Below are 24,560 nucleotides of genomic sequence, written 5' to 3' on the forward strand. Positions count from 1 at the left end.
CCCCGAGCCCGTACGGGCTCGGGGCGCACGTCGCTACGGCAGGGGTCAGCCCATGTCGAACGTCGCCGGGTCGGGACCGACCCGCCGGTCCTCGTTGAGCGCGCTGATCGCCGCGAGGTCCTCGGCGTCCAGGCTGAAGTCGAACACGTCGATGTTCTCCTTGATCCGCGACGGCGTCACGGACTTGGGAATCACGACGTTGCCGAGCTGGAGGTGCCAGCGCAGCACGATCTGGGCCGGGGTGCGGTTGTGCTTCTGGCCGATGGCCACGATCGCCGGGACCTCCAGCAGGCCCTTGCCCGAGCCCAGCGGGGACCAGGCCTCGGTGGCGATGCCCTGCTCCGCGTGGTACTCGCGGGCCGCGTGCTGCTGCAGGTGCGGGTGCAGCTCGATCTGGTTGAGCGCGGGGATCACCGAGGTCTCGGAGATCAGCCGCTCCAGGTGCTCCGGCAGGAAGTTGGAGACACCGATGGCGCGGACACGGCCGTCCGCGTGAAGCTTCTCGAACGCCTTGTAGGTGTCGACGTACTTGTCACGGGACGCCAGCGGCCAGTGGATGAGGTACAGGTCGAGATAGTCCAGGCCCAGCTTCTGGAGCGAGGTGTCGAACGCGCGCAGTGTCGCGTCGTACCCCTGGTCGCTGTTCCAGAGTTTGGTGGTGACGAAGACGTCCTCGCGGGGGATGCCGGCGGCGGCGATGGCCTTGCCGGTGCCCGCTTCGTTGCCGTAGATCGCCGCCGTGTCGATGCTGCGGTACCCGGCCTCCAACGCGGTGGCGACCGCCTGCTCCGCCTCGCCGTCCGGCACCTGCCAGACGCCGAAGCCCAGCTGGGGCATCTCGACGCCGTTGTTGAGGATGATCGGGGGGACCTTGCTGCTCACGAGCTCTTGATCCTTCGGTTGTCCGTCAAGTGGTACTCCCATCGTGAACGATCACGGGCCGTGATGCATTCCTGACGAGGAATCCGCCCGGACCACCAGGATGGGGCTCAGGCCTGGTAAAGCGCCTGGACTTCGGTCGCGTAGGCGTTCTCGATCGCTTTTCGCTTGAGTTTGAGCGACGGGGTGAGCAGACCGTGCTCCTCGGTGAACGGCTGGGCCAGAATGCGGAACGTGCGGATCGACTCGGCCTGCGAGACGAGCGTGTTCGCCGCGACCACCGCGCGCCGCACCTCGGTCTCCAGGTCCGCGTCACGCACCAGCTCGGCGGGGGACAGCTGTGGTTTGCGGCGCATCTGCAACCAGTGCTCCACGGCCTCCTGGTCGAGGGTGACCAGGGCCGCGACGTACGGACGGTCGTTGCCGACGACGATGCACTGGTTGACCAGGGGATGGTCCCGGACGCGTTCCTCCAGGACCCCGGGGGAGACGCTCTTGCCGCCGGAGGTGACCAGGATCTCCTTCTTGCGGCCGGTGATGGTGAGGTAGCCGTCCTCGTCCAGGGAGCCCAGGTCGCCGGTGGCCAGCCAGCCGTCGTGCAGGGTCTCGTCGGTGGCCTTGGGGTTGTTGAGGTAGCCCTGGAAGATGTTGTCGCCGTGCAGCCAGATCTCGCCGTCGTCCGCGATGTGCACGCTCACGCCGGGGATCGCCTGGCCGACGGTGCCGTAGCGGGTGCGGTCGGGCGGGTTGGCGGTCGCTGCGGCGGTCGACTCGGTGAGCCCGTAGCCCTCGTAGATCTGCACCCCGGCGCCCGCGAAGAACAGGCCGAGGCGACGGTCCATCGCGGAGCCGCCCGACATCGCGTTGCGGATGCGGCCGCCCATCGCGGCCCGCACCTTGGAGTACACGAGTTTGTCGAAGACCTGGTGCTGCATGCGCAGGCCCGCCGAGGGGCCGGGCCCGATGCCCCACGCCTTGTTCTCCACCGCGTCGGCGTACTTCACGGCGACCTCGACGGCCTTCTCGAACGGGCCGGACCTGCCTTCCTTCTCGGCCTTGCGGCGGGCCGCGTTGAACACCTTCTCGAAGATGTACGGCACGGCGAGGATGAAGGTCGGTCTGAAGGCGGCCAGGTCGGGCAGCAGGGCGGCGGCGTGCAGCTGCGGCTGGTGGCCGAAGCGGACCCGGCCGCGGATCGCGGCGACCTCCACCATCCGGCCGAAGACGTGCGCGAGCGGCAGGAACAGCAGGGTCGCCGCCTCGTCGCCCTTCTTGGTGTGGAACACCGGTTCCCAGCGGTCGATGACGGTGTCCGCCTCGAACATGAAGTTGGCGTGGGTGAGGACACAGCCCTTGGGCCGTCCCGTGGTGCCCGAGGTGTAGATGATCGTGGCGATCGAATCCGGGGTGACCGCCTGCCGGTGCCGGTGCACCAGCTCGTCGTCGAGGTGGGCGCCGGCGTCGTACAGCTCCTGCACGCAGCCGGCGTCGAGCTGCCACAGCTGGCGCAGCCGCGGCAGGCGGTCGATGACGGTGGCGATCGTCATCGCGTGGTCCTCGTGCTCCACGATCGCCGCCGCCGCGTCGGCGTCGTACAGCATCCAGGAGCACTGCTCCGCCGAGGAGGTGGGGTAGATCGGCACCACCTGGGCGCCGATGGCCCACAGCGCGAAGTCGAACAGTGTCCACTCGTAGCGGGTGCGGGACATGATGGCGACGCGGTCCCCGAAGCGGATGCCCTGGGCCAGCAGCCCCTTGGCGAGGGCGAGCACCTCGTCGCGGAACTCGGCGGACGTCACGTCCCGCCACTGCCCCTGTTCGTCCTTGCGGCCGAGCGCGATGTGCAGCGGGTCCTCGTCGGCATACCGGAAGACGACGTCGGCCAGGCCGCCCACGGGCGGTGCCGACGCCGACGGAGGGTTGGTGAACTCGTGCAAACCCCGCTCCCCGCTCGTTGTGGCACTCCGCACAGCGCCGTGAAAGCTACCCCACGGGGCGACAGGGCGGGAGGGGGTGCGAAGTCGAGTGGTGCTCAGGTTCGCCCTGGTCAGTCGAGGAAAATGGGCTCACATGGGGAAGGGTCGGACAGAAAGCTGACGGTTGAGTAAGTTTCGGGACCGTAATCTCCACTGAATCTGTACGACGTTGTACGACCCGAAGGCCGTACAACGTCGTCCGTCGGGCTGTCGTCCGTCCGTCGGGCTGTCGTCCGTACGTCCGGCTTTCGTCCGTACGTCGGGCTGTCGTCCGTCCGGCTGTCGTCCCCCGGGCGGTCGAGGTCAGCCGCGGGGCGCAGTCGCGCCCGGCGCCGGCGCGGCGGAGTTCGCCGCCGCGGCCGCTCGCGCGGTCCGTTCCGCGGCGGTGGGCCGCACCAGCAGCAGCACCAGCGCCCCGGCCGCCATGCCCGTGAGCCCGGCCGCCACCAGCGCGGTGTCGAGGCCCGAGGCGAAGGCGGAGCGCAGGGCGTGCTCCGAGAACGTGCCCCGCAGCGCGCCCGCCCCGCCGCCCGCCAGCGTGTGCGCCGCCTCGTGCGGCAGGGTGTCGGTCATCCGGGAGGTCACCACGGTGCCGAAGACGGCGACGCCCAGCGCGTAGCCGAGCTGGCGGACCGTGTTCACCGCGCCGCCCGCCATACCCGCCCGCTCGGCCGGCACCGCGGCCAGCGCCGCGCCCGCCACCGTCGGCGAGACGAAGCCCGTACCGATGCCCACCAGCACGAACCCGGGGACCAGCGCCGTCCACGACGAGCCCGCGTCGAGCACGGCCTGACAGAACGACCCGGAACCGATCAGCAACAGTCCGCCGCCTATGGTCAGCCGCGCAGGCACCCCGTGCAGCAGGCGCCCCACCAGCACCGCGGCCGCCATCGCGGCGACGGTCAGCGGCAGCAGCGTCAGTCCGCCGCGCACGGGGCTCATCCCCAGCAGCGTCTGCATCCAGATCGACAGGTACGGCGTCACCCCGAACGCCACCCCGTTGAAGGCCATCGCGCCGACCATCACCCCCACGAAGGCGGGCCTGCGCAGCAGTCCCAGATCCAGCAGCGGATGCGCGGCGCGCCGCTCCACCAGCACGAAGCCGACCAGCGCCAGCGCGGCCGAGGCGAACGAGACCAGGGTGGCCGGCTCGCTCCAGCCGTCCGTCCCGGCCCGCACCACGGCGTACGTCGTCCCGCCCGCGAAACCGGCGAACATGACCGTGCCCGCCCAGTCGACGCGCATCCCGCGCGGCCCCCGCGACTCCGGCACCAGCCGCAGGGACAGCCACACCGCGAGCACGCTCACCGGCAGGTTCACGAAGAAGATCCACCGCCAGCCGGGCCCCTCGGTGAGCAGCCCGCCGAGCACCGGTCCGACGGCCGCGGCCGCGCCGCTGACCGCGCCCCACACCCCGAGCGCCGCCGACCGCTGCCGCCCCTGGTAGACCGAGCCGAGCAGCGGCAGCGTCGTCGCGAACATCGCGGCCGCGCCCACCCCCTGCACGGCCCGCGCGGCCACCAGCGTCCCCGGCCCGGACGCCAGCCCGCACAGCAGCGACGCCACCGCGAACAGCACCACGCCCGCCACGTGCACCCGCCGCCGCCCCAGGATGTCGGCCGCGGCCCCGATCCCGAGCAGCAGCGCGGCCAGCGCGAGCGCGTAGCCGTCGACCACCCACTGCAGGTCACTCAGCGACGCGTGCAACGCCCGCGCCATGTCCGGCAGCGCGACTACCACGATCGTCACGTCCAGCAACAGCATGAACGTGCCCAGGCACACCGCCGTGAGCGGCCCCCATGTACGCATGTCCCAACCCCCTGTACTTCCCGTGCGATGACTGCGTATGCCCTCGTACGATGACCGGGCGGCGGACGATCACGGCGGTGACCGGTGACCGGCCGACGGAATCCGATGCGGGAAGGCGTCATGGAGAAGGAATCCCACACGATCGACGATCTCGACCTGAAGCTGCTGGCCGCGTTGGAGGTGGACGGCCGGGCCTCCTTCAGCCGCATCGGTGCGGTGCTCGGCGTCTCCGACCAGACCGTCGCCCGCCGCTTCCGTCGGCTCAGCGCGGAGGGCGGGCTGCGGGTCGTCGCGGTCCGGGACGCCGTCCGGCTCGGCCAGGACCAGTGGATGCTGCGGCTGCGCTGCGCGCCCGACAGCGCCCTGGCCATCGGGGACGCGCTCGCCAAGCGCCCCGACACCTACTGGATCGGGCTGGCCTCCGGCGGCACCGAGGTCCTCTGCCTCACCCGGCCGCGCAGCCCCGGCGACCACGACGACCTGCTGCTCGGCAAGCTGCCCCGCACTCCGAGCGTCGTGGAGATCCGCGCCCATCAACTGCTCCACCGGTTCTACGGCGGCGTCAACGGCTGGGTCCGCAAGCTCGCCTTCCTCACCGAGGATCAGATAGCCGCCCTGAGCCCCGAACCGGCGCAGTCGCCGACACCGGCGCCCGACCCGGGCGCCGCCGCCCGGATCCCAGGGTTCGCCCGCATCGATCCGCAGGACGAACCCCTGCTGGCCGTCCTGGAACGCGACGGACGCGCCACCTACCCCGAACTCCAGCGCGCCACCGGCCGCTCCGAGTCCGCGGTCAAACGCCGCCTCGCCGCCCTGCTCGCCTCCGGCGCGGTGTACATCGACATCGAGTACAACCCCGAGATCTTCGGCCATCCCGTCGCCGCCGTCCTGTGGATCACCGCCGCCCCCGGCGCCCTGCACTCCGTCGGCGAGGCCCTCGCCACCCACGACGCGATCGCCCACGCCTCGGCGACGGCCGGCCCCTCGAACATCGTCGCGACCGCGCTGGCCAGGAGCACGGCGGACCTGTACGCCTACCTCAGCGGGCCGCTGGGCCGCCTGGAGGGGGTCCAGCACGTGGAGACGACACCGTTCCTGCGCCGGGTCAAGCAGCTCACGTACCCGCTGCCGTCGCGTTAGGACCGGGGGGAGACAGAAGACGGAGTGCGGGGCAGGCGTTACGGACGGCTCCGGTGCAACCGGTCCCCGCCCGCGAGGATCGTCCCCGCCAGCGCGTCCGCCGCTCCCTGTGCCGCCGTCCGCCGCCGCCCGTGCACCAGGACGAAGTCGACCCGCCCCAGTACCGGCAGCCCCGCCCGCTCCGGTACCCGCACCAGGCCCGGTGGGACGAGCCCCCGTGAGTGCGCCATCACGCCGAGTCCCGCGCGGGCCGCCGCGATCAGCCCGTTGAGGCTGCCGCTCGTGCACGCGATGCGCCACGGCCGGCCCTGCCGCTCCAGCGCCTCCAGAGCGAGCGCCCGGGTGATCCCCGGCGGCGGGTAGACGATCAGCGGCACCGGACGGTCGGGGTCGAGCCGCAGCCGTTCCGCGCCGATCCACACCAGCCGGTCGTGCCACACCAGCTCGCCGCGCGGGTCCTCGGGGCGCCGCTTGGCCAGCACCAGATCGAGCTTTCCCGCCGTCAGCTGCTCGTGCAAAGTGCCCGACAGCTCGACGGTCAGCTCCAGATCGACCTCGGGATGGTCGTGCCGGAAGCCCTCCAGGATCTCCGGCAGCCGGGTCAGCACGAAGTCCTCCGACGCGCCGAACCGCAGCCGGCCGCGCAGCCGGGTCCCGGCGAAGAACGCCGTCGCCTGCTCGTGCACCTCCAGGATCCGGCGGGCGAAGCCGAGCATCGCCTCGCCGTCCTCCGTCAGCTCCACCGAGTGGGTGTCCCGGGTGAACAGGGTCCGGCCCGTGGCGTCCTCCAGACGGCGCACGTGCTGGCTGACGGTCGACTGACGCAGGCCGAGCCGCCGGGCGGCCTGCGTGAAACTCAGCGTTTGCGCCACGGCGAGGAAGGTACGCAGCTGGGATGGGTCGTACATCCGCACAAAGTACCTGGTCATTGCGAAGCGTGATGACAGTCAGAGCGGTATGACGGATTCCCGATCACGGGCCGGAAGAGGACGATGGAGGGGGGACCCCTTGTGGCGGCCCCGCCTCTCACGCACGAGCAAGTGGAGCACCGTGAAACGCCTGCGCCGGCCGAGCCGGATGCCGATCGACCCGTACATCCTGCTGCTGCTCGCAACGGTGGGCGTCGCCGCGCTCCTGCCCGCGCGCGGAGCCGCCGCCGACGTCGCCTCCGGCGCGTCCACCGCCGCGATCGCCTTCCTCTTCTTCCTCTACGGCGCCCGGCTGTCCACCCGCGAGGCGGTCGAAGGACTGCGCCACTGGCGGCTGCACGTCACCGTCCTGGTCTGCACCTTCGCCATCTTCCCGCTGCTGGGCCTGGCCGCCCGCGGACTCGTCCCCGTGCTCCTGACCCACCCCCTCTACCAGGGGCTGCTCTTCCTCACCCTCGTCCCCTCCACCATCCAGTCGTCGATCGCCTTCACCTCGATCGCCCGCGGGAACGTGCCCGCCGCGATCTGCGCCGGCTCCTTCTCCTCGCTCGCGGGCATCGTCGTCACCCCGCTCCTGGCGGCCGCCCTGCTCGGCGGCAGCGGCGGGTTCTCCGCCGACTCCCTCGTCAAGATCGTGCTCCAGCTGCTGGTGCCGTTCGTCGCGGGACAGGTGCTGCGCCGCTGGATCGGCGGCTTCGTCACCCGGCACAAGAAGGTCCTCGGCTACGTCGACCGCGGCTCCATCCTGCTCGTCGTCTACACGGCGTTCAGCGAGGGCATGGTCCAGGGCATCTGGCACCAGGTCAGCCCGCTGCGGCTCGGCGCGCTCCTCGTCGTCGAGGCGGTGGTGCTCGCCGTGATGCTGGCCCTGACCTGGTACGGCTCGAAGGCCCTGCACTTCGGCCGCGAGGACCGCATCGCCATCCAGTTCGCCGGCTCCAAGAAGTCCCTCGCCTCCGGGCTGCCGATGGCGAGCGTCCTGTTCGGCGCGCACGCCTCGCTGGCCGTGCTGCCGCTGATGCTCTTCCACCAGATGCAGCTGATGGTGTGCGCGGTGATCGCCAAGCGCCGGGCGCACGACCCGGAGGCGGTCGCCGCGTCCGCGTCGGCGGCACCGCCACGCACCGCGGTCGGTACGGGGCAGGGGCCGCGTCCGCGCTGACGCCCCGCCCGCCCCGCCGCGACACAGGCCGTACGGCGGGACGGGACTTGCGAAACACGCCCTAGTGGCCGCCGCTCACGTGGTCCATGGGCAGCCACAGCACGGTGTCCCGGTAGGAGGCGGCCGGCCCGGCGGCCAGTTCCTCGTCGGTCAGAGCCCGGTCCCAGACGTGGACTTCGTCGATCGACCCGGTGAAGAACTCCCGGCCGTCCATACGCTGGCCGATGTGTACGCCGAACGGGGAGTTCCGGCTGACCGAACCCGCTACATCGGTCACCGCGGCCTGCGTGCCGTCGACGGAGAGCGTCAGCAGGCCGCCACCGCGACGCAGGGCCGCGTGGTGCCACTGGCCGTCGTTGTAGGCACCGGCGACACTCACGGAAGCGGTCCGTACGGCCGTCGCGCCGTCCCGCACGGTGATCAGTCCGCGTACCCGGTTGCTCGCCGGCTCCCCGCGCAGCCAGACCTGGGGCTGGGTGGTGCCGACGCCCCCCATCCAGAGCAGTGGCTGCGATCCGGTGGTGGCGCTGTAGCGGAACCACAGGGACGCGGTGAAGTCCTTCGTACCGAGCGGGAGTCCGTCGCGGTACGGCAGGCGTACGGCGTCGTCGACACCGTCGAAGGACAGCGCGCGGCCGGACACCCCGTCCGTGGCCCCGGCGCCACCCAGCACGGCCGCCCGGTCCGCGTGCCGGGCGAGGTCGGCGGTGGTCGGGTCGGGCCCGCGGCGCGGCGCGAGCCAGTCCTGGTCGAAGCGGGCGAAGCGGATCTCGTCACGGGCGTCGACGGCGCCGCCCTCGTACAGCAGCCCCACGGTGTCCCGGTCGACGCGCGCCAGGTCGGAGTAGCCGGACCAGTCCGAGGTGACGGTCGTGCCGCGGTCCAGGCTGTCCCAGGTGCGGCCACCGTCGTAGGACGAGCGGATCATCATGCTCCGGCGCCGGTCGGGGTCGCCGGGGCAGGCCAGCAGGATGCGGTCGCCGAGGCGGAGCGTCGAGCACTGCACCTGGGGCGCGTAGAGGTCGGGGAGGTCCCGGAACGGGGCGGCGAAGCTGTCGCCGCCGTCGCGGCTGACCGCCTGGGTGCGGTGGCCGAGGTCGGTGCCGTCCTGCTCCCGGCCGCTGACCAGGACGGAGCCGTCGGTGCGCTCGGTGAGGGTCATCTCGGAGGGCTTCTGACGGAACGTGCCGTCGTCCGCGATCGGCCACGAGTCGACGGCTCCGGGCCGCCAGTGGTCGCCCCCGTCGTCGCTGACGATGAGTGCCGCGTGGTTGGCGGAGACCCTGCTGCCGTTCCACGTCTCGGTGTTGACGCCGAGGACGAGCCGGCCGGCGTGCCGGCCCCGGGTGAGCTGGATGCCGTGCACCGGGCCGGTCGCGTACCAGGAGTTCCAGTCCGCGGGCAGGATCTCGGAGCTCAGGTCGCGCGGCTGGGACCAGGTGAGCCCGTCGTCGTCGCTGTACTGGAGGTGCGGGGTGCGGTCGCAGGGGACGGAGCAGCCGGCGCCGTCCGTACGCCCCGTGTTGTAGGTCTCCGCCAGCAGGATGCGCCCGGTCTCGCGGTCCACGACCGGCGCCGGGTTGCCGTGGGTGTCGCCACCGCCCTCGTTGACGACCTGGAGCGGTCCCCAGGTGCGGCCGCCGTCCGTGGAGCGCTTGACCACGATGTCTATGTCGGCCGCGTCGCCGCAGTTGAGGACGCGGCCCTCGGCGAACGCCAGGAGTGTGCCGTCGGTGGTGGTGACGATCGCCGGGATCCGGAAGCAGGCGTAGCCGGGGTCCTGGGCGGCTTTGAACAGGACCTGTTGTTCGAACGCAGGTGTGGTGCCGGTGGCACGGGCGTGCGCCGGACTCGGTAACAGCAGCAGCGAGACGGCGGCCGATGTGGCGGTGAGGGTGGATCTCAGACGTGTGCGAACACGTGACGGCATGGCGCGACCTGCCCTTCATGCGTGTGGACATCAATACGTCTGTACATCTGGAGGTCTGGACATCCCATGTCCCAAAGGGTGTTTCACAGACGTTAGTTGCGGCCTCCGGTGCCCCACAAGAAGCGTGCGTCAGAGATCAGGGCGAGCTTGCCTCCGGACACCGTTGACCCCATGAAATCATGGGGAGGGCCAACGGTATCGTCGCATCATGGGGAAGTCCAATGAATCGTCGCTAAACTGACGTCATGTCCGAAGCAGCGCTCTCCGCGATCCGCTCCCTCCCCAGCTGGCGCCTGGGCCGCGTGGCCGCCCGGGGCCGGACCCTGGTCGCCGAGGCGTTGGCGGCGGAGGGCGTGAAGACGTGGCATCACGTGGTGCTCTCCGCCGTCCGTGACCTCGCCCCCGTCGCCCAGGCCGACCTCGGCCGGGGTGTCGGACTCGATCCCAAGGACCTGGTCGGCGTCCTCAACGACCTCCAGGCCGGGGGCCATGTCGTCCGCGCGCCGGATCCGAAGGACCGCCGTAAGAACGCCGTGTCGCTCACGCCCGACGGCGAGCGACTGCTGCGGCGCTGCGAGGCCGCCGTGCGGACGGCGAACGAGACACTCCTCGCCCCGCTGTCGGCCGCCGAACGCGACCGGTTCATGTCCCTGTTGATCCGGATTTCCGATCTGGACGCGTGACGCGGGCTAACGTTCCGTCATGAACGCACCGCAGACCTCCGAACCCCGGCTCGCGCTCGACCCCGCGCGCAGCGCCCTCGTGCTCGTCGACCTGATGGACCGCATCGTCGCGCTGCCCCTGGGTCCGCACAAGGGCTCCGAAGTCCTGTCCGTCGCGCAGGAGTTGGCGGCCGGGTTCCGCTCCGCCGGCGCGACCGTCGTCCTGATCCGCGTCGAGCGGTCGGGTATCGCCGAACAGCCGCCCGGCAGCGGCCTTGCGGCCGGTCTCGCCGCGGACGGCGACCTGGAGATCGTGAAGCGGACGATCGGCGGCTTCCAGGGCACGGGCCTGGACGAGCGGCTGCGGGAGCGCGGCGTGAGCACCCTGGTGTTCGGCGGGATCGCCACCAACCTCGGCGTCGAGTCCACCGCCCGTGCGGCGGGCGACCTCGGCTACGACCTCGTCTTCGTCGAGGACGCCATGGCCGCGTTCACCGCCGCCGAGCACGAGGCCTCGGTCACGCTGGACTTCCCCCGGCTGGGGACCGTCGTGAGGGCCTCGGAGGTGCGCTTCCTGGCGGGGTGAGCGGCCGGCCCCGGGCCGTGCGCGCCGCGGGCTCAGACCAGCACCGTACCCCCGTCCACCAGGACCACCGAGCCCGTGCTGAAGCCGGACCGCATCAGGTACAGATAGGCCTCGGCGATGTCCTCGGGCTCGGCCACCCGGCCCAGCGGCAGCGACTCGGCCGCCGACCTGTAGAGCGCGTCCCGCTCCGACCCGGGCAGCTCGCGCCACAGGTCGGTGCGCACCACACCGGGGGCGACCGTGTTGACCCGGACCGGAGCGAGTTCCAGGGCCAGTGCCCGGGTGAGCGACTCCATCGCCCCGGCCAGGGCCGCCGCCACGCTCGTGCCCGGCATCGGACGGCGCGCGACGGTGCCCGTGGTCAGCACGATGGAACCGCCCTCCCGGATCTTCGGGCCGCCGTACTTGACCACCGTGCAGGTGCCCCACAGCCGGGTCTCCAGAAAGCCGCGGGCCCGGGTCAGGTCCGTGTCGGCCAGCGGCTCGAACCGGAGGGCGTCGCCGGCCGTGAAAACCAGGTGGTCGAAGGCGCCGACCCGCTCGAAGAAGGCCTGCACGTCCGCCTCCGCCGTCACGTCGACTACGTCTCCGGCGGCGCCCGCGGGCAGCCGCGTCAGCGCGTCGTCCACGCGTGAGCGGCTGCGTGAGGCGACCACCACCTCGGCGCCCTCGAGTGCGGCGGCCCGCGCGACCGCGAGGCCGATGCCCGACGTGCCGCCGATCACGACGACCCGCTGTCCCTGCACACTCATGTCGTTCTTCCCTTCGGGTGATCCGTCTCCATCCGGTGTCCTCAAGCCTGCTGCCGGCGCGGCCCGGCCGTCCAAGACCTCTTTCGCCCGTGGCGATACCCTCGAGGTATCGCCACCGCACGAGGAGTGACCGGCATGGACCCGGATCTGGACCTGCGGAAGATCCGCTACTTCGTCGCCGTGGCCGAACTGCTGCACTTCGGCCGGGCCGCGGAACGGCTGCACATCGCCCAGCCGGTACTGAGCCGGCAGATCCGCGCGCTGGAGAAGGACCTGGGCGCCGAGCTCCTCACCCGCGACAGCCACGGGGTACGGCTCACCGCGGCCGGGACGCAACTCCTCGAAGACTCACGGCACTTGCTCGCCACTGCCGAGGCCGCCCGCCGTCGGGTGCGCGGCGCGTCCCGTGGCCCGCGCCGGCTCGTCGTCGGCTTCCGGGCGGGCGTCGTGGTGACCAGGGCCCTGCGCGCCTTCAGCGCCGACCACCCCGACGTCGGCGTCGAGGCCCGGCGCGTCGAATGGGACGACCAGGCGGACCTGATCCTCGACGGCACCGTCGACATCGCCTACGTCCGCCCGCCCGTCCCCGAGCGGGGCCTGACGCTGGTGCCCCTGTTCACCGAGACACGGGTGGCGATGCTCCCGGCCGACCACCCGCTCGCCGGCAAGCCGGAACTAGCGTCGGCCGACCTCGCCGGTGAGCGCCGGCTGCGCTACTCGGACGCCGGGCCGGACGACCCGCAGATCCGTACGATCGAGGAGAAGTTCGAGCGCGTCGCGGCCGGGTACGGCATCACGCTCGTCCCGCGGTCCGTGGCCGAGCAGTACTCACGCCCCGACATCACCTACGTGCCCGTGACGGACGCCGAACCCGACCAGGTGTTCCTGGCCTGGGCGGCGAACCGCGACTCACCCCTGGTGGCGGCCTTCGCGCAAGCCGCACAGGCGCCGAGCTGAGGCGGGGCCCCTGCGGCGCAGGGGGCGCTCCCCGCCGGTCGGGGCCCCGCCGCCGTGCCGCGGGGAGCCGGGTCAGCCCTGGGCGGCCGCGGCCCGCAGAGCGATACGGCTCTCACCCGCGTACACGTTCATGGAACTGCCCCGCAGAAAACCCACCAGGGTCAGTCCGGTCTCGGCGGCCAGGTCCACCGCCAGCGACGACGGCGCCGAGACCGCCGCCAGCATCGGGATCCCGGCCATGACCGCCTTCTGGGCCAGCTCGAACGACGCCCGTCCGGACACCAGCAGGATCACCCGCGACAGCGGCAGATCGCCGTTCTGCAGGGCGCGGCCGACCAGCTTGTCGACCGCGTTGTGCCGGCCCACGTCCTCGCGGATGTCGAGCAGTTCGCCGTCCTCGCTGAACAGGGCCGCCGCGTGCAGACCCCCGGTCCGGTCGAACACCCGTTGAGCCTCGCGCAGCCGGTCGGGGAGGCTCGCGAGCAGTTCGGGGTCCACCCGGACCGGGGGAGCGTCGGCGATGGGGAAGCGGGCCGTCGTACGCACCGCGTCCAGGCTCGCCTTGCCGCACAGTCCGCACGACGAGGTCGTGTAGACGTTCCGCTCCAGGGTGATGTCGGGGAGGGTCACGCTCGGCGTGGTCCGTACGTCGACCACGTTGTAGGTGTTCGAGCCGTCGGCCGTGGCACCCGCGCAGTAGACGATGTTCTGCAGATCGGACGCCGCGGCCAGTACGCCTTCGCTCACCAGGAACCCCGCGGCCAGCGCGAAGTCGTCACCCGGGGTGCGCATGGTGATGGCGAGGGGTTTGCCGTTGAGCCTGATCTCCAGCGGTTCCTCGGCGACGAGCGTGTCCGGGCGGGTGGAGACCGCACCGTCCCGGATCCGGATCACCTTGCGTCGTTCCGTGACTCGTCCCATGTCCCTCAGCCCCGGTTCTGTACGTGCTGGTAGCCGAAACGGCCCTTGATGCAGAGATTGCCGTGGGTCACCGGGTTGTCGTGCGGCGAGGTGACCTTCACGATCTCATTGTCCTGCACGTGCAGTGTCAGGTTGCAACCCACACCGCAGTACGCGCACACCGTGGTCGTCTCGGTCTGCGCCGACTCGTCCCAGGTGCCCGCCGCCCGCAGGTCGAACTCCGACTTGAAGGACAGGGCGCCCGTCGGGCACACCTCGATGCAGTTGCCGCAGTACACGCACGCCGATTCGGTGAGCGGCGCGTCGTGCTCGACCGCGATCCGGGCGTCGAAGCCACGGCCCGACACGGAGATCGCGAACGTGTTCTGCCACTGGTCGCCACAGGCGTCCACGCACTTGTAGCAGAGGATGCACTTGTCGTAGTCGCGCACGTACAGGTCGTTGTCGACCCTCGGCTCCTCGTTCAGCCGGGCCGCGTCGGGGCCGAAACGGTCCGGCTTCGCCTCGTACTCCTTGAGCCACTCGGCGACCCTCGGGGTCGTCGACAGATCGACCGACGAGGCGAGCAGCTCCAGGACGATCTTCCGGCTGTGCCGGGCGCGCTCGGTGTCGGTCCGTACCTCCATGCCGGGCTCCGCCCTGCGGGAGCAGGCCGGCACCAGGGTGCGCGAGCCCGCCACCTCGACGACACAGACCCGGCAGGCGTTCTTCGGGGTGAGCGTGTCGCCCTGGCAGAGCGTCGGCACGTCCTTCCCGGCCGCCCGGCAGGCGTCCAGGAGGGTCGAGCCCTCGGGCGCCCGCACCGGCTCCCCGTCGATCGTGAACTCCAGCAGACGGCGGGGGATCCCCAGCGGTGTCACGGTCATTCGTACGCCCCCAGACGGTCGATGGCGGATTCCACGGCGTTCCACGCGGTCTGTCCGAGGCCGCAGATCGAGGCGTCCCGCATGGCTCGCCCGACCTCTCTGAGCAGGGCGATGTCGTCGGCCGCGGCCGCGCCTGTGCGCTCCGCGATCCGGTGCAGGGCCTCCTCCTGGCGCACGGTCCCGACCCGGCACGGCACGCACTGCCCGCACGACTCGTCCCGGAAGAACTCGGCGATCCGCAGCAGCAGCCGGGGCAGCGGGACCGTGTCGTCGAACGCCATCACGACCCCCGACCCCAGGGTCGTGCCCGCCTCCCGGGTGCCCTCGAAGGTGAGCGGGACGTCCAGCTCGTCGGGCCGTACGAAGCCGCCGGCCGCGCCGCCGAGGAGCACCGCCCGCAGCCCCTCGCGCACACCCGCGAGCGTGAGCAGCTCGCCGAGCGTGGCGCCGAAGGGCAGCTCATAGACGCCGGGGCGCCGCACACTGCCCGACACGCAGAACAGCTTCGGACCGGTGGACCGGCCGGTCCCGATCGCCGCGTAGGCGGTGGCGCCCATGGTCAGGATCGGCAGGACGTTGACCAGCGTCTCGACGTTGTTCTCGACCGTCGGCTTGCCGAACAGTCCCTTCTCCACCGGGAACGGCGGCTTGGAGCGCGGCTCGCCCCGGTACCCCTCGATGGAGTTGAACAGCGCGGTCTCCTCACCGCAGATGTACGCGCCGGCGCCCCGCCGGATCTCGATGTCGAAGGCGTAGCCCTGGCCGAGGACGTCGTCGCCGAGCAGGCCGCGGGCACGCGCTTGGTCGACGGCGTGCCGCATACGCTGTATCGCCCGCGGATATTCGCCGCGCAGATACAGATAGCCCTGACGAGCGCCGACCGCGTACGCCGCGATCGTCATCGCCTCCACGAGCGCGTACGGGTCGCCCTCCATGATCACGCGGTCCTTGAAGGTGCCCGGCTCGGACTCGTCCGCGTTGCACACCAGGTAGTGCGGATGATCGGGCTGCGACGCCGCGGCCTGCCACTTGCGGCCGGTCGGGAAGGCGGCGCCACCGCGCCCGACCAGACCGGAGTCGGTGACCTCGCGGATGACCCCGGCGGGACCGAGCTCGAACGCGCGGCGCAGGGCGGTGTAGCCGCCGTGGGCGCGGTAGTCGTCGAGACCGGAGGGGTCCACCACGCCGACGCGGCGAAGCAGCGTCAAGGACGCGTCCCCCGCCTGCGGGACCGCCAGTCCCGCCGGCGGCTCCTCGGGCGCCGAGTCGGGCGAGCGCGCCGCGAGGACGGCCGCCGCCACCGTCGCCGGCGCCGACACGGCCGTACGTACCGGATCCCCGGCCCGGACCGCGAGCGCCGCCGGAGCCCGCTCGCACAGGCCCAGGCAGGGACTCCGCTCGACGCTCACACCGTCGCCGACACCCAGCCCGGCCTCGACGCCCGCGCACAGCTCCGAGGCCCCGGCGGCCGTGCACGCGAGGTCCGTGCACACGTGGAGCACGGTCGCGGGCCGGGGGGCGACCGAGAACATCGCGTAGAAAGTGGCGACGCCGTACGCCTCCGCCGGTGGCACGGTCAGCCGGCGGCACAGGTAGCCGAGGGCGCCCTCGCTGATCCACCCGATCCGGTCGTTGATCGCGTGCAGCCCCGGCAGCAGCAGGTCGCGGCGGTCCCGGGCCGCTCGTCCGCCGCGTGCCCACCGCAGGTCCGCGACCCGCATCTCGTCGCGGGCCGCTCCTTCCCACGAGGACTGCGCGGGGCCGAGCAGGGCGTCGACGGCCGCCCGCTCCTCGTCCGTGGGTTTGCTGTCGCCGAAGTGCAGATCCACCACATCACCTCACCTGGGTCGCAACCGGAAGCTTCTCGATCCGGATCGCCGACGCCTTGAACTCCGCCGTCCCCGCGATCGGGCAGTTCGCCTCGATCGTCAGCTGGTTGGTGTCCACCTCGTCGGGAAAGTGCATGGTCATGAACGCCAGTCCGGGGCGCAGGCCGAGGTCGATCCACACCGGCGCGACCACCGCGCCGCGCCGCGACGACACCCGTACCTCCTCGCCGACCGCCACCCCGTAGCGCTCGGCGTCCTCCGGGCACAGCTCGATGTACTCGCCGCGGCGCAGCGGGGACGCGAAACCCCCGCTCTGCACACCGGTGTTGTACGAGTCGAGTCGCCGCCCGGTGGTCAGCCGGACCGGGTACTCCTCGTCCGTGAGGTCGACCGGCGGATCGTGCCGCACCAGCCCGAACGGCGCGGCCGGCCCCCGCCGCTCCGGGTCCCGCTCCCACAACCGTCCGTGCAGATAGCTCGGTTCGAGGCGGTCGGTGCTCGGGCACGGCCACTGGATGCCCTGGTGCTCCGCCAGGCGTTCGTATGTCATCCCGTAGTGGTCCGGCGACACCGACCGCAGTTCGTTCCAGACGGCCTCGGAGTCGGCGTACTTCCAGTCGTGGCCGAGCCGGCCCGCCAGTTCACAGAGGATGTCGATGTCCTCACGTGCCTCGCCCGGCGGGGTGACCGCCCTGCGCACGCGCTGGACCCGCCGCTCGCTGTTGGTGGTCGTGCCGTCCGTCTCCGCCCAGCCGGCGGTGGCGGGCAGCACCACGTCGGCGAGTGCGGCCGTCTTGGTGAGGAAGATGTCCTGGACGACGAGGAAGTCGAGGGCGCGCAGCCGCCGTACCGCCTGTTCGCTGTCCGCCTCCGACTGCGCCGGGTTCTCGCCGATGCAGTAGACGGCCTTCAGCGTGCCGTCCTCCATCGCCTCGAACATCTCCGTCAGGTTCAGCCCGTAGTGCGGCTGGACGACGGTGTCCCAGGCCGACTCGAACTTCAGCCGCGCCCGCGGGTCGAGGATGTCCTGGAAGCCGGGCAGACGGTTGGGAATGGCGCCCATGTCGCCGCCGCCCTGCACGTTGTTCTGTCCGCGCAGCGGCTGCAGACCGGAGCCGAAGCGGCCCACATGGCCGGTCAGCAGGGAGAGGTTGATCAGCGCGCGGACGTTGTCCGTGCCGTTGTGGTGCTCGGTGATGCCGAGGGTCCAGCACAGCTGGGCGCGTTCGGCCCGGGCGTAGGCGTGCGCCAACTCCCTTATCGCGGCAGCGGGTACGCCCGTCACCTTCTCGGTGAGCGACAGCGTCCACGGCTCGACGAGCGCGCGGTACTCCTCGAATCCGCTCGTCGCCCGTTCGACGAACGTCTCGTTGACCAGGCCCGCGTGGATGATCTCGCGGCCGATGGCGTGCGCCATCGGGATGTCGGTGCCGACGTTGAGGCCGAGCCAGCTCTCGGCCCACTCGGCGGTACTCGTCCGCCGGGGATCGACCGCGTACATCCGGGCGCCGTTCCTGATCCCCTTCAGCGCGTGCTGGAAGAAGATCGGGTGCGCGAAGCGGGCGTTGGAGCCCCACATCACGATGACGTCCGTGTGCTCGATCTCCTCGTACGACGACGTCCCGCCTCCGGAGCCGAACGCGGCCGACAGGCCCGCGACGCTCGGCGCGTGGCACGTGCGGTTGCAGGAGTCGACGTTGTTGGTGCCCATGACGACGCGGGCGAACTTCTGCGCAACGTAGTTCGTCTCGTTGGTCGCCCGGGCGCAGGAGAACAGGCCGAACGCGCCGCGTGCCGCGGCCAGGCCCCGGGCCGCCCGGTCCAGCGCCTCCTGCCAGGTCGCCCGCCGGAAGGGCTCGTCGCGGGAGTCCCTGACGAGCGGATGGGTGAGCCGGGTGTAGGTCGTCGGGGTACGGTCGCGTTTCCTCATGCGGCGCTCCTCAGCGCGAGCAGGTCAGAGATGGCGTGCACGGTGCGCAGGGTGGGCACGTCGACGCCGGTGATCTCCGCCAGTTCGACGACGGCGGCGAGCAGGACGTCGAGTTCCAGCGGCTTGCCGCGCTCCAGGTCCTGGAGCGTGGAGGTGCGGTGGTCGCCGACGCGTTCCGCGCCCGCGAGGCGGCGTTCGATGGAGACGCCGACCTCGCAGCCGAGCGCCTCGGCGACCGTGAGCGTCTCGCGCATCATCGTCTCGATGACCTTGCGGGTGCCGCCGTGCAGGCACATCTGCCGCATGGTCGCGCGGGCGAGCGCGCTGATCGGGTTGAAGGAGATGTTGCCGAGCAGCTTGACCCAGATGTCGTTGCGCAGGTCCGGTTCGACGGGACACTTCAGCCCGCCGGCCTGCATGGCCTCGCTGAACGCCAGACACCGCGCCGAGACAGCGCGGTCGGGCTCGCCGATCGAGAACCGGGTGCCTTCCAGGTGCCGTACGACACCGGGAGCCTCCAGTTCGGTCGCCGCGTAGACGACACAGCCGACGGCCCGTTCGGGCGCGAGCACCGCGCTGACCGTGCCGTCCGGGTCCACGCTGTCGACGCGGTGGCCGTCGTGGGGGCCGCCGTGCCGGTGGAAGTACCACCAGGGGATGCCGTTCTGGGCGGCCACGACCGCCGTGGTGTCGTGCAGGAGAGGCTCGATCAGCGGCCCGCACGCCGCGTACGAGTTGGCCTTCAGGCCCAGGAAGACGAAGTCGACCGGGCCGACCTCGGCCGGGTCGGAGGTGGCGTGGGCGTGGGCGGCGAAGTCGCCGCGCGGGCTGAGCACCCGCACTCCGTCCCGCCTCATGGCCGCCAGATGCGGTCCACGGGCGATGAGGTGGACGTCGGCGCCGGCCCGGTGGAGTGCGGCACCTACGTAGGCGCCGATCGCACCGGCGCCGAGGACTGCGACTTTCACGGGAACGCTCCGTTCGGTCGAGGGAGTACCGCGGAGGCAGGAGAGCGTCGACGGTGGAACTGCGTGTCGACGAAATATTGTCTACAGTATGGAGGATGCTCCAGCAAGGGTCTGCGCCATGACCGTTCAGCGCACACCGGATACCGCTCACCGCATACTGTCGACGCCGCGCTTTCTCAACTCCCGGGCGCCTCCCTACCGTCCGGGCACATGAGTCCCCCCGTCGCGCCTGCGGGCTGGAGCCGCTGGCTGGTTCCGCCCGCCGCGCTCTCCGTTCATCTCTCCATCGGCCAGGCCTACGCCTGGAGCGTGTTCAAGCCACCCCTCGAATCCGCGCTCGGCCTCAGCGGCACCCAGAGCGCCCTGCCCTTCCAGCTCGGCATCGTGATGCTCGGCCTGTCGGCCGCGTTCGGCGGCACGCTGGTGGAGCGCAACGGGCCGCGCTGGGCGATGACCGTGGCCCTGGTCTGCTTCTCGTCCGGCTTCCTGATCTCCGCGCTCGGCGCCGCGACCGAGCAGTACTGGCTGATCGTCCTCGGCTACGGCTTCGTCGGCGGGATCGGCCTGGGCATCGGCTACATCTCGCCCGTCTCCACGCTGATCAAGTGGTTCCCGGACCGGCCCGGCATGGCGACCGGCATCGCCATCATGGGCTTCGGCGGCGGCGCGCTCATCGCCTCGCCGTGGTCGGCGCAGATGCTGGAGTCGTTCGGCTCGGACAGCTCCGGGATCGCGCTCGCGTTCCTCGTGCACGGGCTTTCGTACGCGGTGTTCATGCTGCTCGGCGTGCTGCTGGTGCGGGTGCCGCGCGGCGAGAAGCCCGTGGCGACGGCGCCCAGCGTGGTCGAGGGCGTGCAGGTGTCGGCGCGCAGCGCGGTGCGCACTCCCCAGTTCTGGTGCCTGTGGATCGTCCTCTGCATGAACGTCACCGCCGGCATCGGGATCCTGGAGAAGGCCGCCCCGATGATCGCGGACTTCTTCGCCGACACCTCCACCCCGGTGTCCGCGACGGCGGCCGCCGGCTTCGTCGCCCTGCTCTCGGCGGCCAACATGGCCGGCCGCATCGGCTGGTCGTCGACCTCCGACCTGATCGGACGCAAGAACATCTACCGCGTCTACCTCGGTGCCGGGGCCGTGATGTACGCGGTGATCGCGCTGTTCGGCGACTCCTCGAAGCCGCTGTTCGTCCTGTGCGCGCTGGTGATCCTCTCCTTCTACGGCGGCGGCTTCGCGACGATCCCCGCCTATCTGAAGGATCTGTTCGGCACCTACCAGGTCGGTGCCATCCACGGCCGGCTGCTCACCGCCTGGTCCACGGCCGGTGTCCTCGGACCGCTGATCGTGAACTGGATCGCCGACCGTCAGGAGGAGGCAGGCAAGCACGGCTCCGCCCTGTACGGACTGTCGTTCTTCATCATGATCGGGCTGCTCGTGATCGGCTTCGTCGCCAACGAATTCGTCCGGCCCGTCCACGACCGTCACCACATCCCCGCCCCGAGAAAGGCCGCCGATGTCGGACAACGACAGCAGCCAGAGTCCGCCTGACCGGCGGGGGCTGATCGTCTTCGCCTGGCTGTGGGTGGGTGTGCCGCTCGCCTACGGACTGTACGAGCTCGTACAGAAAGCCACGAAGCTGTTCACCGGCTGACACCCCGCGCGGGATACGTGTTCCCCAGGTGGGCGGACGTCCGAGACCCTGACAGAAGCCGACAACCCTGGCTCGGGTTTCCTGTGGCATCACCCGTCCTCGTACCCGTGAGTCACTGATCAGACTGGAGGATCCCGCTACTCACGGCAACGAGGGGACCCCCCATGCACGGCTCGCGCATCGCCGCCGTCGGCCACTACCAGCCCGCCAGGGTGCTCACCAACGAGGAACTGGCGGGCATGGTCGACACCAGTGACGAGTGGATCCGGTCCCGGGTGGGCATCCGGACCCGGCACATCGCAGGCCCCGACGAACCCGTGGACGAGCTGGCCGCGCACGCCGCCGCCAAGGCGCTCGCGGCCGCCGGTCTGACGCCGGCCGACATCGACCTGGTCCTCGTCGCCACGTCCACGGCCGTCGACCGTTCGCCGAACATGGCCGCCCGGGTCGCCGCCCGGCTCGGCGTCCCCTCGCCCGCCGCGATGGACGTCAACGTGGTGTGCGCCGGCTTCACCCACGCCCTCGCCACCGCCGACCACACCGTCCGCGCGGGCGCCGCGACCCGCGCCCTGGTCATCGGCGCCGACAAGATGTCCGAGGTCACCGACTGGACGGACCGCACGACCTGCGTGCTCGTCGGCGACGGGGCGGGGGCCGCCGTGGTCGAGGCCTGCGCGGCGGGCGAGGAGCCGGGCATCGCGCCCGTGCTGTGGGGGTCGGTGCCCGAGATGGGGCACGCCGTGCGCATCGAGGGGCAGCCCGCGCGGTTCGCGCAGGAGGGGCAGAGCGTCTACCGGTGGGCGACCACCCAGCTGCCGCCGCTCGCCCGCCGGGCCTGCGAGCGGGCCGGGCTCACGCCCGAGGACCTCGCCGCCGTCGTCCTGCACCAGGCGAACCTGCGCATCATCGAACCGCTGGCCGGGAAGATCGGCGCGGTCAACGCCGTCGTGGCCCGCGACGTCCGCGAGTCCGGCAACACGTCCGCGGCGAGCATCCCGCTGGCCTTCTCCAAGCTGGTCGAGCGCGGCGAGATCAGCTCGGGAGACCCGGTGCTGCTGTTCGGCTTCGGCGGAAACCTGTCGTACGCGGGGCAGGTCGTGCGCTGTCCGTGAGCTGTCACGCGGTCCACTCGTGCGCGCGGATGACGCCATCTCGCCGTCCCGTCGGCCACTGTGCGCCGTAGACTGTAGACGAAAACCAATCCGCACAGGCTTCGTGGCCGCTGCGCACGGGCCGACGAGGAGGGGGACGGCGATGTTGTCGACAGGACTGCCGCAGGGGGCGGTACCCAAACTGGAGCGGCCCGGGCCGCTGCGCGACCGGGTCTACGAGGCGTTGCTCGAACTCATCACCACACGCGCCCTCCAGCCCGGCCAGCACCTGGTCGAGAGCGAACTCGCCGGGCACCTCGGCGTCTCCCGCCAGCCGGTGCGTGAGGCGCTGCAAAGGCTCAACACCGAGGGGTGGGTCGACCTGCGGCCCGCGCAGGGCGCCTTCGTGCACGAGCCGACGGAGGAGGAGGCCGACCAACTCCTCACCGTGCGTACCCTGTTGGAGGCCGAGGCCGCCCGGCTGGCCGCGGCGAACGCCGACAGTGCCGGCATCGCGGCCCTGGAGGAGCTGCTGGGACAGGGGCTCCGGGCCGTCGCCTCCGACGACGTGGACGCCGCCGTCACCCTCAACGCCCGCTTTCACGCGAAGATCATGGAGCTGGCCGGCAACGCGGTCCTCGGTGAACTGGCGGCCCAGGTCGACCGGCGGGTGCGCTGGTACTACACGCCGGTCGCGCGGCAGCGTGGCCAGCAGTCGTGGATCGAGCACCGGGACCTGATCGCCGCGATCGCGGACGGCAACCAGCAGGAGGCCACCGAGCTCATGCGCCAGCACACGGAGCACACCCGGCGCTCGTACCACGCCCGCGCCGAGTCCTGAGGCCGCGTCAGGCCCTGCCCGGTCCGTGTCCTGAGCCTGCGTCACGTTCTGCCGGTCCGTGCCGGGAGCCCGCCGCGGGTCCTGGCCGGCCGTGTCCTGAGCCCGCGTCAAGCTCTGCCCGGTTCGTGCCCTGAGCCCGCCGCGGGTCCTGGCCGGTCCGTGTTCTTATCTCGCGTCAAGTCCCCTGCCCGCGTGCGGCCCTGAACCCGCGCCGGGCGCGTTCCCCGGCGGTCGGCGTTCCGACCTGTGCGCACCGGCGGTCGGCACACGGTGACGTACGGCCCGCCTTTGTCCTGTCAGTGGAGAAAGTGTGCGGCAATCCGTGCAGAGCTTCTTCCCAGGTTCGGCGGCCGCTGCTACGTTCCCCTCGAAAGCCCGACACCAGCGGCCGAGTCGAGGCGGGGAGGGGCACGTGAGACGCATGACCGCACGACCGGCGAACGCCCACCAGGCCCGTCTGCTCAAGCTGTTGCGTGACGGCGGCCCCAACTCCCGTGCCCAGCTGGGTGACCAGGTCGACCTGTCCCGGTCCAAGCTGGCCGTGGAGGTGGAACGGCTGCTGGAGACGGGCCTGGTCGTGGCCGACGGACTCGCCGCCTCGCGCGGCGGCCGGCGCTCGCACAACGTCAGGCTCGCTCCCAACCTGCGTTTTCTCGGCGTCGACATCGGCGCGACCTCGGTCGACGTCGCCGTCACCAACGCCGAACTGGAGATCCTCGGACACCTCAACCAGCCCATGGACGTACGCGAGGGCCCGGTCGCGGTCTTCGAGCAAGTGCTGTCCATGGCAGCCAAGTTGAGGTCCTCGGGGCTCGCGGAGGGCTTCGACGGCGCCGGTGTCGGCGTCCCGGGGCCGGTCCGCTTCCCCGAGGGCGTCCCGGTCGCGCCGCCGATCATGCCGGGCTGGGACGGCTTCCCGGTGCGGGAGGCGCTCAGCCAGGACCTCGGCTGCCCCGTCATGGTCGACAACGACGTGAACCTGATGGCGATGGGGGAGCAGCACGCGGGCGTCGCCCGCACCGTGGCCGACTTCCTCTGCGTCAAGATCGGCACCGGAATCGGCTGCGGCATCGTCGTCGGAGGTCAGGTCTACCGCGGCACGACGGGCAGTGCCGGCGACATCGGACACATCCAGGCCGTGTCCGACGGACATCCGTGTGCCTGTGGCAACCGGGGCTGCCTGGAAGCCCACTTCAGCGGCGCGGCACTCGCCCGCGACGCGTTGCAAGCGGCCCGTCAGGGCCTGTCGGCGGAGCTCTCCGCGCGGCTGGAGGCGCACGGCGGCCTCACCGCGGTGGACGTCGCCGCCGCGGCCGCCGCCGGGGACGCCACCTCGCTCGACCTGATCCGCGAGGGCGGCAACCGCACCGGCCAGGTCATCGCCGGCCTGGTCAGCTTCTTCAACCCCGGCCTGGTGGTGATCGGCGGCGGGGTGACCGGAGTCGGCCACACCCTGCTCGCCGCGATCCGGACCCAGGTCTACCGCCAGTCACTGCCGTTGGCGACCGGCAACCTGCCCATCGTGCTGGGGGAGTTGGGACCCACCGCCGGCGTCATCGGCGCGGCCCGGCTCATCAGCGACCACCTGTTCTCACCCGCCTGAGCACGCACCGCCCAAGCACGCACCGCCCAAGCACGCACCGCCCAAGCACGCACCGCCCAAGCACGACCCGCCGGAACTCGC

Annotated in this window: 21 protein-coding genes; 10 read left to right on the forward strand and 11 right to left on the reverse strand. The window is 71.6% G+C overall.

Annotated elements, in window-relative coordinates; all coding sequences use genetic code 11:
- Positions 1-45 precede the first annotated feature (45 nt).
- The 3 genes from ACFV0T_RS39275 to ACFV0T_RS39285 form a co-directional block, all read right to left on the reverse strand.
- A complete protein-coding gene (locus ACFV0T_RS39275) occupies positions 46-882 on the reverse strand; it encodes an aldo/keto reductase (RefSeq protein ID WP_385789896.1) in 837 nt (278 codons plus the stop codon).
- Between the two features lie 107 nt (positions 883-989).
- A complete protein-coding gene (locus tag ACFV0T_RS39280) occupies positions 990-2,816 on the reverse strand; it encodes an AMP-dependent synthetase/ligase (protein ID WP_385789898.1) in 1,827 nt (608 codons plus the stop codon).
- A 342-nt stretch (positions 2,817-3,158) separates the two neighbouring features.
- Positions 3,159-4,664: an MFS transporter gene (locus tag ACFV0T_RS39285; RefSeq protein ID WP_385789900.1), complete on the reverse strand. Its 1,506-nt coding sequence runs from the start codon at positions 4,662-4,664 to the stop codon at positions 3,159-3,161.
- A 120-nt stretch (positions 4,665-4,784) separates the two neighbouring features.
- Here ACFV0T_RS39285 and ACFV0T_RS39290 point away from each other — a divergent pair, with 120 nt between their 5' ends.
- Positions 4,785-5,804, forward strand: coding sequence for an Lrp/AsnC family transcriptional regulator (locus ACFV0T_RS39290; RefSeq protein WP_385789902.1), 1,020 nt, complete (start codon positions 4,785-4,787; stop codon positions 5,802-5,804).
- A gap of 38 nt (positions 5,805-5,842) precedes the next feature.
- Here the strand turns inward: ACFV0T_RS39290 and ACFV0T_RS39295 are convergent, their stop codons facing one another.
- Entirely contained in the window at positions 5,843-6,712 is an 870-nt protein-coding gene (locus tag ACFV0T_RS39295; protein ID WP_385789904.1) for a LysR substrate-binding domain-containing protein, read from the reverse strand.
- A 142-nt stretch (positions 6,713-6,854) separates the two neighbouring features.
- On the opposite strand from ACFV0T_RS39295, the gene ACFV0T_RS39300 reads away from it, so the two are divergent.
- The gene (locus ACFV0T_RS39300; RefSeq protein WP_385789906.1) at positions 6,855-7,895 is read left to right on the forward strand and encodes a bile acid:sodium symporter family protein; all 1,041 of its coding nucleotides are present in this window, start codon (positions 6,855-6,857) and stop codon (positions 7,893-7,895) included.
- A gap of 61 nt (positions 7,896-7,956) precedes the next feature.
- Here the strand turns inward: ACFV0T_RS39300 and ACFV0T_RS39305 are convergent, their stop codons facing one another.
- A complete protein-coding gene (locus ACFV0T_RS39305) occupies positions 7,957-9,825 on the reverse strand; it encodes an exo-alpha-sialidase (protein WP_385789908.1) in 1,869 nt (622 codons plus the stop codon).
- A 245-nt stretch (positions 9,826-10,070) separates the two neighbouring features.
- On the opposite strand from ACFV0T_RS39305, the gene ACFV0T_RS39310 reads away from it, so the two are divergent.
- Positions 10,071-10,508 carry a MarR family winged helix-turn-helix transcriptional regulator gene (locus ACFV0T_RS39310; RefSeq protein ID WP_385789910.1) on the forward strand — a complete coding sequence of 146 codons (438 nt, stop codon included), beginning with the start codon at positions 10,071-10,073 and terminating at the stop codon, positions 10,506-10,508.
- Positions 10,509-10,527: 19 nt separating this feature from the next.
- Positions 10,528-11,073, forward strand: coding sequence for an isochorismatase family protein (locus ACFV0T_RS39315; protein ID WP_385789912.1), 546 nt, complete (start codon positions 10,528-10,530; stop codon positions 11,071-11,073).
- A gap of 32 nt (positions 11,074-11,105) precedes the next feature.
- Here the strand turns inward: ACFV0T_RS39315 and ACFV0T_RS39320 are convergent, their stop codons facing one another.
- Positions 11,106-11,825, reverse strand: a complete 720-nt coding sequence (locus ACFV0T_RS39320; RefSeq protein WP_385789914.1) for an SDR family oxidoreductase — start codon at positions 11,823-11,825, stop codon at positions 11,106-11,108.
- 135 nt (positions 11,826-11,960) lie between these two features.
- Between ACFV0T_RS39320 and ACFV0T_RS39325 the strand changes: the two genes are divergently transcribed.
- Entirely contained in the window at positions 11,961-12,782 is an 822-nt protein-coding gene (locus ACFV0T_RS39325) for a LysR family transcriptional regulator (protein WP_385789915.1), read from the forward strand.
- 72 nt (positions 12,783-12,854) lie between these two features.
- Here ACFV0T_RS39325 and fdhD read toward each other — a convergent pair whose 3' ends face one another.
- Genes fdhD through ACFV0T_RS39350 form a run of 5 tightly spaced genes read right to left on the reverse strand, consistent with a single transcriptional unit; the run spans position 12,855 to position 19,296 of the window.
- The gene (gene fdhD, locus ACFV0T_RS39330; protein WP_385789917.1) at positions 12,855-13,703 is read right to left on the reverse strand and encodes a formate dehydrogenase accessory sulfurtransferase FdhD; all 849 of its coding nucleotides are present in this window, start codon (positions 13,701-13,703) and stop codon (positions 12,855-12,857) included.
- A 5-nt stretch (positions 13,704-13,708) separates the two neighbouring features.
- Entirely contained in the window at positions 13,709-14,569 is an 861-nt protein-coding gene (locus tag ACFV0T_RS39335) for a 2Fe-2S iron-sulfur cluster-binding protein (protein WP_385789919.1), read from the reverse strand.
- Complete coding sequence (locus ACFV0T_RS39340) at positions 14,566-16,398, reverse strand: NADH-ubiquinone oxidoreductase-F iron-sulfur binding region domain-containing protein (protein ID WP_385789921.1); 1,833 nt, start codon at positions 16,396-16,398, stop codon at positions 14,566-14,568. The genes ACFV0T_RS39335 and ACFV0T_RS39340 overlap by 4 nt, the downstream gene beginning before the upstream one ends.
- A gap of 4 nt (positions 16,399-16,402) precedes the next feature.
- Positions 16,403-18,328: a molybdopterin oxidoreductase family protein gene (locus ACFV0T_RS39345; RefSeq protein WP_385789923.1), complete on the reverse strand. Its 1,926-nt coding sequence runs from the start codon at positions 18,326-18,328 to the stop codon at positions 16,403-16,405.
- Positions 18,325-19,296, reverse strand: coding sequence for a 2-dehydropantoate 2-reductase (locus ACFV0T_RS39350; RefSeq protein WP_385789925.1), 972 nt, complete (start codon positions 19,294-19,296; stop codon positions 18,325-18,327). Before ACFV0T_RS39350 ends, ACFV0T_RS39345 begins: the two co-directional genes overlap by 4 nt.
- 210 nt (positions 19,297-19,506) lie before the next feature.
- Here ACFV0T_RS39350 and ACFV0T_RS39355 point away from each other — a divergent pair, with 210 nt between their 5' ends.
- From ACFV0T_RS39355 to ACFV0T_RS39375, 5 genes are all read left to right on the forward strand, one after another.
- On the forward strand, positions 19,507-20,841 hold the full coding sequence (locus ACFV0T_RS39355; RefSeq protein ID WP_385789927.1) for an OFA family MFS transporter: 1,335 nt from the start codon (positions 19,507-19,509) through the stop codon (positions 20,839-20,841).
- A complete protein-coding gene (locus tag ACFV0T_RS39360) occupies positions 20,807-20,944 on the forward strand; it encodes a hypothetical protein (protein WP_385789929.1) in 138 nt (45 codons plus the stop codon). The genes ACFV0T_RS39355 and ACFV0T_RS39360 overlap by 35 nt, the downstream gene beginning before the upstream one ends.
- Before the next feature lie 164 nt (positions 20,945-21,108).
- Positions 21,109-22,056: a beta-ketoacyl-ACP synthase III gene (locus ACFV0T_RS39365; protein WP_385789931.1), complete on the forward strand. Its 948-nt coding sequence runs from the start codon at positions 21,109-21,111 to the stop codon at positions 22,054-22,056.
- Between the two features lie 142 nt (positions 22,057-22,198).
- Complete coding sequence (locus ACFV0T_RS39370) at positions 22,199-22,876, forward strand: GntR family transcriptional regulator (RefSeq protein ID WP_385789933.1); 678 nt, start codon at positions 22,199-22,201, stop codon at positions 22,874-22,876.
- A gap of 421 nt (positions 22,877-23,297) precedes the next feature.
- Positions 23,298-24,479 carry an ROK family protein gene (locus tag ACFV0T_RS39375; protein WP_385789935.1) on the forward strand — a complete coding sequence of 394 codons (1,182 nt, stop codon included), beginning with the start codon at positions 23,298-23,300 and terminating at the stop codon, positions 24,477-24,479.
- Positions 24,480-24,560 lie beyond the last annotated feature (81 nt).

Source organism: Streptomyces sp. NPDC059582 (genome assembly GCF_042735715.1).
Taxonomy (GTDB): Bacteria; Actinomycetota; Actinomycetes; order Streptomycetales; family Streptomycetaceae; genus Streptomyces.